Source organism: Flavobacterium sp. CG_9.1 (assembly GCF_015751645.1).
Lineage (GTDB): Bacteria > Bacteroidota > Bacteroidia > Flavobacteriales > Flavobacteriaceae > Flavobacterium > Flavobacterium xanthum.
The window spans coordinates 1-6,956 of sequence record NZ_JADOVC010000056.1 but is presented as its reverse complement, the minus strand read 5'-3'; the positions used below and the strand labels follow the sequence as shown (position 1 = coordinate 6,956).

Here is a 6,956-nt window from a genome sequence, read left to right as displayed (position 1 = left end):
TCTGATAAACACTTAATAATGATGAAAAAATTAACAGCGTAATTAAAAATCGAAATTTAGAATAATACTCTTGTTTTATAGGGGTCAAAACACTAGTAATGCTAATGAATAGTAATTGTTAATAGAATTATCGAGTATTTTTATTTCAGAAATTTTAGAAGAAATTTTTAAAATATTAGTTTTTAAATAATTAGCATTTTCAGTTCTTTTTTTTATTTTCCATTCCAATTTATCTAACTGTGTAATACCAATTGCGGAATTTATAGAACTTAATTTAAAGTTAAGTCCTAAAAATAATCCATAACTACCATATTGCTGGTCATTACTTTCAATAGAATATGCTTCGCCGAAAGACCGAATTTCTTTCAATTTTAAATAATCTACTTCGTTTTTAATTAATAAAAAACCACCCTCACCAGTTGTAATTAACTTTCTTTCATGCGTACTGAAAACAGAATAATCACCAAAACCACCCAAATAACTATTATTTAGTTTACTACCATGACAATGTGAATTGTCTTCCAATACTTTAACGCCTTTAAGTTTGCAAATTTTCACAATTTCATCTATATTATTTGAATAGCCCCACATAGGTACGTTCATCAATAATTTAGTTTTTTTTGTAATTTTTTTGCTAAGGTCTTTTATGCAAAAGTTAAATGAGTTTTCTTCATTATCTACAAATACGGGTTTTGCTTTTAACGATATTATTGGTAAAACGGACATTATTGGAGCAGTTGCGGGTAATATTATTTCATCGCCTTCTTTAATTTCTAAAAGCATTAAAACCATCAAAATTCCTAATGTAGCATTTGAACAAGTCAAAGAATAATTAGTGCCAAAATAATGAGCCAATTTTTCTTCAAATAAAGGAGTGTAAGGGCCTTTTCCTGAAATCATTTTGTCTTTTATGCTTACATTTATATATTCAATGTCATTATCTGTAATATTGACGTAACAATTATCTAATTTTTTCATATTTTATTTTTAAATTCATTAATTATGGCTTCTATTTTATTTTCTAGTATTTCGTTTTTTGAAAAATTATATTTTTCTATAATCTTGTGGCTTAGCTCTTGATATAACTTAATTGAATTTACAACTGATTTGTATGAATTTTGCTGGTTTTCAAAAGCAAAAATTTTTCTTAATTCATTATTAATATTTTCATTTGCCCAATTTTGTACGCTTTTGCCTTTGTAATGAAGATTGATTTTGTTTTCAAAAGAAAAAGTGTACCATTCTATTAATTCTATTAGTCTTTTTTTTAATATGTTGTCGTAAATTGTAATTCCATAGTACAATTCGTTTCTTACAACCATACCTATAGTTTTAAATGCTAACTGCCAAAATTCATTATAATTTTGATTAAATTTTTCTTTATCAACTTGATATAAAAATTCACAATGTTGCTTTTCACTAAAATGATTTGAAATTTTATCAACGATTGAAGTTACATTTCCTTTGTCGTAAATAATAGAGTGTTCATTCCTTATATAATGGTAAAAAGTTCGCAAACCTGTATCTATACTTGTTTTTATTTTTTTAGGAATAATCCCAGTTAGATTATGCTTATTAAGGGCAAAATATAAAGTTGCCTTTTTAAATTCCGAATAATCAACTGGAATTATATCTAAAGTCATATAATTGTCTAACATTACTCTAGAAATCATTACATTTTCGATTGGATTAATAATGTCTAATTTAGAAATTGGTACACCAATTTCTAAAAGCCAACTTTGATTTTCCGACAAGTATTTTTTGGGGTTTTTAGTAAAGAAAAAAACATCTATATCAGAAAATATATCTTTTGCTTTAATTGAACCAAATATGATAGTTGAATATATGTCCTTATTGTTTTTGCTTATTATCTTTAGTTTTTCTATTATTTCTTCTTTCACTTATCTATCTATTTCGTTTATTATTTATCATGCTTTTTAACTTTATCTTGCTGAAAGGATTCCTGATTTTTTACATTTTTATATAGAATATCCTCCATTCGTAGCTACTGAATATTTTAAAAATGCAAAACTATAAATTAGTGCAAAAACTATTGCTGTACTTTTTGTGCCTTTTTACAGTTTTTAAAATAAAAAAAAACTCCTTAAAAACAAAGGAGTTTTTCTATTAAAATACTGAATATCATTTATATAATACCATTTTTTTTTGATTCATAAATAATATCTTCATCATCACCTTTTTCTATTTGCAATAATTGTTTTATTTTTGATTTCCTTTTATTTATAGCACTCAAAGTCATAGATAAATGATTTGGAAGGTTTTTTGTTTTTACACCTTGAGAGAGTAGAGTGATAATTTGTTTGTTTAAAATGTCGAAATTAGAATCGTTTATTAAATCCGTTTTTATACTTTTTTTTACCATTTCACTTCTATAAAATTCACCCTTTATAATTTCATTGAGCGTATTTATGAGATAATCAGAATTAGTAATGTCTATTTTTTCTATTAAGCCTTCGGGAGAAAAAGTTTTAATAATCCTTTCTAATTGTCTTGATGTAAATATAGAGGTTATGATAATAATTTTAACTTCAGGATATTTTGTGCGGATTAGGTTTGCTAAATCTTCGCCGTTATTTATGTTTTTTTCTGAATATGGGGACATACTTAGATCTAAAATTATAATATCAATTGGTTGTATTTCATTTTGATTAAAAACAAAATCATAAGCATTTTCTAATGAGTTAGTTGTGGTAATTTCTGTATTTGTTTTTAAATCAGCTAAAGCCATTTTGTAGAAATCGGTAATCATAATATGGTCGTCGACTAATAGAATTTTAAGAGGCATATATTAATTTTATAAAGAGTGTTTTTTTTTAACGTTATTTTTAGTTTTTTCAACAGTAATGTTTCTCAAAGGTTTCCTATAAAGTCAAACTGCTTAATAACCTAAAACAACCTGCCGAGAATCGTCCATTTGAGATTTTATATAGAATAGGAGATAGGATATTTGGCATGGAACAGTAAAAAAGGTAGCTAAAATAAATGCTTTTAAATTTGATTTATTAGGAATCTGTTTCTTTTTCTTGATTATAAAAGGTATGAATAAAATTGAAGTTATCAAGAATCGATATAATGCGATATGAGGAAACTTCATATACTGTGTTATTTTTTTAGTAAGAATAATGGACAATCCCTCTAAAACAAAAGCAATAATAATTGAAAGGGTAGGTAATAGTTTTTTTATTTTAGCATTAATTAATAATATTGTAAATTGAATTTGTTATGTTTTAATATGCGTTTTGTTAACACGTTTCAGTTAACTTTTCAGTTGTATCTATTCTGGGATCATCTTTAAATCTTTTCCGGCAACCTTTTTTTTCTACATTTCTATGATATTATAGGTTGATATAAAGGAGCTTTTCTCAATTTATTATACCAAAAGCTCAGAATTACATATTTTAATAGTCCATTTCTGTTTCTGTTCAACCTCCGGAAGTGATTCCTACTTTTTTTTTAAAGTTGGATTAATAGAGACAATAGTTTTTCATCAATAAAATTATCAATATAGACGCAGCTACTTTTCAAAAGACTAATATTAAAGGGTCAATTTTTTATATAACCATTAAATAGCTATTCGTACGATTCATACAAATAACTGACGCATGTACCACATACATTTCGTCCAATTGAAGAAGCTTTTTTTCTTGCTCCATCTTCATTTAAGCAAATTATAATTTGCTTCATATTATCTCCTTTTCTGGAGGTTTTTCCACAAATAGACAAATCTTCAGCGTTACATTTGCTGGGAGTAAACTTCCCTTCAAAGATGTGTATTTCACTAGTTAATTCAAGTTCAAAGTAGCTGTATGCTTTTTCCTCAGTATTTTTTTGTAAGGTCATATTTTATTATTTATACATCACATTTTATCACTGTACTAATCTGAAGTAAATGATATTAAATCAAATGTAATAATTTGATTTTGTTTAAAATGATATCACTTTTCGCTTTTAACAAAAGAGGTAGTTTTAAAGCAAAGTATGTTAAGAAATTCATCTCATAAAGGCTAAATCACTATTTGTAACAATAAAGAAAACTCATATATAAAATATTTGGAAAAATTGTGAAAGACTTGACTTTGATGTTTTTTTGATAGCATATAAAAAATCCCGATTACATAAAGTAGTCGGGAACTTGAATAAATGAAATAATTTTTTTTCTTAATAAAAATGTGTTAATTTCCCAACTCCAATTGATTCTTTACCAAATTATAATATCTACCTTTATTATATACCAGTTCATGGTGATTTCCCGTTTCTACAATTTGCCCCTCTTTAAGGACTATAATGTTGTCAGCATTTTTAACTGTAGATAAACGATGGGCAATTATAATTACTGTTTTACCTTTAAATACTTCTTTTAAATTTTGCATTATAACTGTTTCATTTCTAGCGTCTAAATTGCTAGTAGCTTCGTCAAAGAATAAAAAATGAGGATTGCTATAAACTGCTCTAGCAATAAATATTCTTTGTTTTTGACCTCCACTTAAATCACTTCCGGCATTTCCTATTTTTGTTTTAAACCCAAGAGGTAAACTAGTGATAAAGTCATAAATACAAGCAATTCTACAGGCTTCAATCAACTTTTCTTCATCCCAATTATCTCCTTCCATTGAAATATTATCACCAATTGTACCACTAAAAATATAGCCATCTTGCATTACGACACCACATTGTTTTCTCCACCAATCATGATTCAGTTTTAACAACTCAATATCTCCAATTAAAATTTCACCTTCAGTAATTGGATAGAAGCTAAGAAGTAACTTTAGAAGAGTAGTTTTTCCACTTCCACTTTCTCCAACAATAGCAGTTACTTTTCCGTTAGGAATTGTAGTATTGATGTTTTTTAAAACATAAGGTTGATTACCTCCATAGTATTTAAAATTTAAACTATTAATTGAAATATCATTTAATACTATTTTATTATCCCCGTCTGATAAATTTATATTCTCGTCTTCATTTTTATATATTTCCTGCGTTCTGTTGTACACCAATTTTGAATCCTGAAAAGAGCGTACAAATAAAATAATGTTTTCAATGGGTTGAGAAATTAAACCAATGATATATCCAATACTTAACATTTCGCCAATAGACATTTTATTACTTATTACCCAGTAGGAACATAAGAAAGTAATGGATAGTGTAAATAATTGCTTAAAAAATGACGTTGCATAATTTTGATAATTATCTAAAATTAAGCTTCTAACTTTTAATGAGTATATTTTATTTTGTAATGACTTCCATTTATCAATTTTGAAATATTGAGCATTACTAATTTTTATAGATACCATACCAGTAATCATTTCTATTAAATGGTTTTTATTTTCTGATATTAATTTAAAAGAATAGTAATCTATTGCCTTTCTTTTATTATAAAAAATAAACATCCAAAAAACAGAAAATAGGGTTAAAAATATAAAACCTAAAGCTAAATAAACATTATAAACAAGTAATCTAATTGCTAATGCTACAAACAGAAACAATGAGAATATTGTTGATATTAATTGTTTAGTAAGTAATTGCTCTATTTTTGATTGTTCTTCAATTTTTTGAAGAATATCAGAATATAATCTATTTTCAAAAAAATAGATGGGTAATTTTATGGTTTTTTGCAGCAAATTAGTCAGCATCTTAATACTAACTTGTGTGCTAAAATGTATGCCTATAAAATTTTGTATTAAATTAACAATAGCTTGACCAAAAAAAAGTAGCAATTGAAAACCAAATATTGTCCAAAGAATATTTATGTCTTTTGTGCTATATCCCTTGTCAAATAAATTTTTAATTGTCTGGGGAAAAATATATGATATTATTGTACTTAAACCAATAAGTAAAAAAAGCCAAAAAATTTTATTAGTTTGGTTTACTAATATTGATTTAATAAATATTAGTAAATCCAAATAATTGTTTTTTTCTTTAGGTAACTTAATAGAATTAAAACCTTTTTTAGGTTTTAATTCTATTGCTATACCTCCTTCATTATTTAGGTTCGTCCAAAGTTTATTAAATTCATCTTCCTTTAATTTAAGTTTACCAAAACTTGGGTCAGATATGTAGAATTTATTTTTTTTTATTTTATATAAAACAACAAAATGTTCTTGTTCCCAATGTAGAATACAAGGTAAATGAACATTTCCTTTAAGTCCCTCAATATTTGCTCTTATGGGATTTGTAGAGAATAGTAATTGTTTTGAAGCATTATTTATATCTTCTAATGTAATTCCTGAACGAGTTACTTGGGTAAGTTCTCTCAAAAATGTTAAATCACATTTTTTTCCGTAATACTTCAATATTATTTTTAAACATACTGCACCACAATCACTATGTTCTACCTGGGAATAATGTGGAAATCTACTAAAAATCATCTATACCAATTCTTGTTTAAGATTAATATTTAAATAACGTAATGTTTCAGAAAAATAATTATTATTTAGATGCTTTGAAATTTCAAAATTTTGCTCATCACAAATTTTTAGAAATTCAGTAAAAATGTATTTTTGTAACGCTTTAGGAGTTTTTTTTATAGATTCAAAGTTCGTATCAATATATTCTAAAAAGACAGACGTATCAGTATTTTTAAACTCAATTATCTTATAAGCAACTTCAATATCTTTAATTTGAGTATGTAATTCTTTTTGCACTAAAATCTCTTTTACTATCACTTCATAAAAATTATTTGAACCATTGAATGCTTTGTTAAATGCAAAATCAATACTATTTATGACGTGAGTAATCATTTGGAATCTATGTTCAATGGGTACCGATTTTAGATTATTTTCCACAATTTCATTTTCATGCTCACCATAAATTAAAAACCGATTGAGTAAAATTGTCTCTTTTATATGCTGCTCCCCAAAAAACGTACAATTTTTTGCTTTAAATTAAGATAGGATTAAAAACCTTAAATTAGCAGAATTATGTCAAGAACAAGAAGA

Annotated in this window: 7 protein-coding genes; all 7 read right to left on the bottom strand. The window is 25.7% G+C overall.

Features of this window, described 5'->3' with window-relative positions; genetic code table 11:
* Positions 1–84: 84 nt before the first annotated feature.
* Positions 85–978: a DegT/DnrJ/EryC1/StrS family aminotransferase gene (locus tag IWX83_RS16770; RefSeq protein ID WP_196831313.1), complete on the bottom strand. Its 894-nt coding sequence runs from the start codon at positions 976–978 to the stop codon at positions 85–87.
* Positions 975–1,901, bottom strand: a complete 927-nt coding sequence (locus IWX83_RS16765; protein ID WP_196831312.1) for an aminoglycoside 6-adenylyltransferase — start codon at positions 1,899–1,901, stop codon at positions 975–977. The genes IWX83_RS16770 and IWX83_RS16765 overlap by 4 nt, the downstream gene beginning before the upstream one ends.
* 245 nt (positions 1,902–2,146) lie before the next feature.
* The gene (locus IWX83_RS16760; RefSeq protein ID WP_196831311.1) at positions 2,147–2,806 is read right to left on the bottom strand and encodes a response regulator; all 660 of its coding nucleotides are present in this window, start codon (positions 2,804–2,806) and stop codon (positions 2,147–2,149) included.
* Positions 2,807–2,899: 93 nt separating this feature from the next.
* A complete protein-coding gene (locus tag IWX83_RS17525; RefSeq protein ID WP_370568452.1) occupies positions 2,900–3,172 on the bottom strand; it encodes an EamA family transporter in 273 nt (90 codons plus the stop codon).
* Positions 3,173–3,591: 419 nt separating this feature from the next.
* Positions 3,592–3,861 (bottom strand): hypothetical protein, encoded by a 270-nt coding sequence (locus IWX83_RS16750; protein ID WP_196831309.1) that lies wholly within the window; start codon positions 3,859–3,861, stop codon positions 3,592–3,594.
* A 332-nt stretch (positions 3,862–4,193) separates the two neighbouring features.
* Positions 4,194–6,386 (bottom strand): peptidase domain-containing ABC transporter, encoded by a 2,193-nt coding sequence (locus IWX83_RS16745; protein ID WP_196831308.1) that lies wholly within the window; start codon positions 6,384–6,386, stop codon positions 4,194–4,196.
* The gene (locus IWX83_RS16740; RefSeq protein ID WP_196831307.1) at positions 6,387–6,803 is read right to left on the bottom strand and encodes a hypothetical protein; all 417 of its coding nucleotides are present in this window, start codon (positions 6,801–6,803) and stop codon (positions 6,387–6,389) included.
* Positions 6,804–6,956 lie beyond the last annotated feature (153 nt).

What these genes read in the sequence shown, in the direction of transcription:
- IWX83_RS16750 (WP_196831309.1), bottom strand. Translation starts at nt 3,861, where the DNA reads ATGACCTTACAAAAAAATACTGAGGAAAAAGCATACAGCTACTTTGAA.
- IWX83_RS16770 (WP_196831313.1), bottom strand. Translation starts at nt 978, where the DNA reads ATGAAAAAATTAGATAATTGTTACGTCAATATTACAGATAATGACATT.
- IWX83_RS16760 (WP_196831311.1), bottom strand. Translation starts at nt 2,806, where the DNA reads ATGCCTCTTAAAATTCTATTAGTCGACGACCATATTATGATTACCGAT.
- IWX83_RS16745 (WP_196831308.1), bottom strand. Translation starts at nt 6,386, where the DNA reads ATGATTTTTAGTAGATTTCCACATTATTCCCAGGTAGAACATAGTGAT.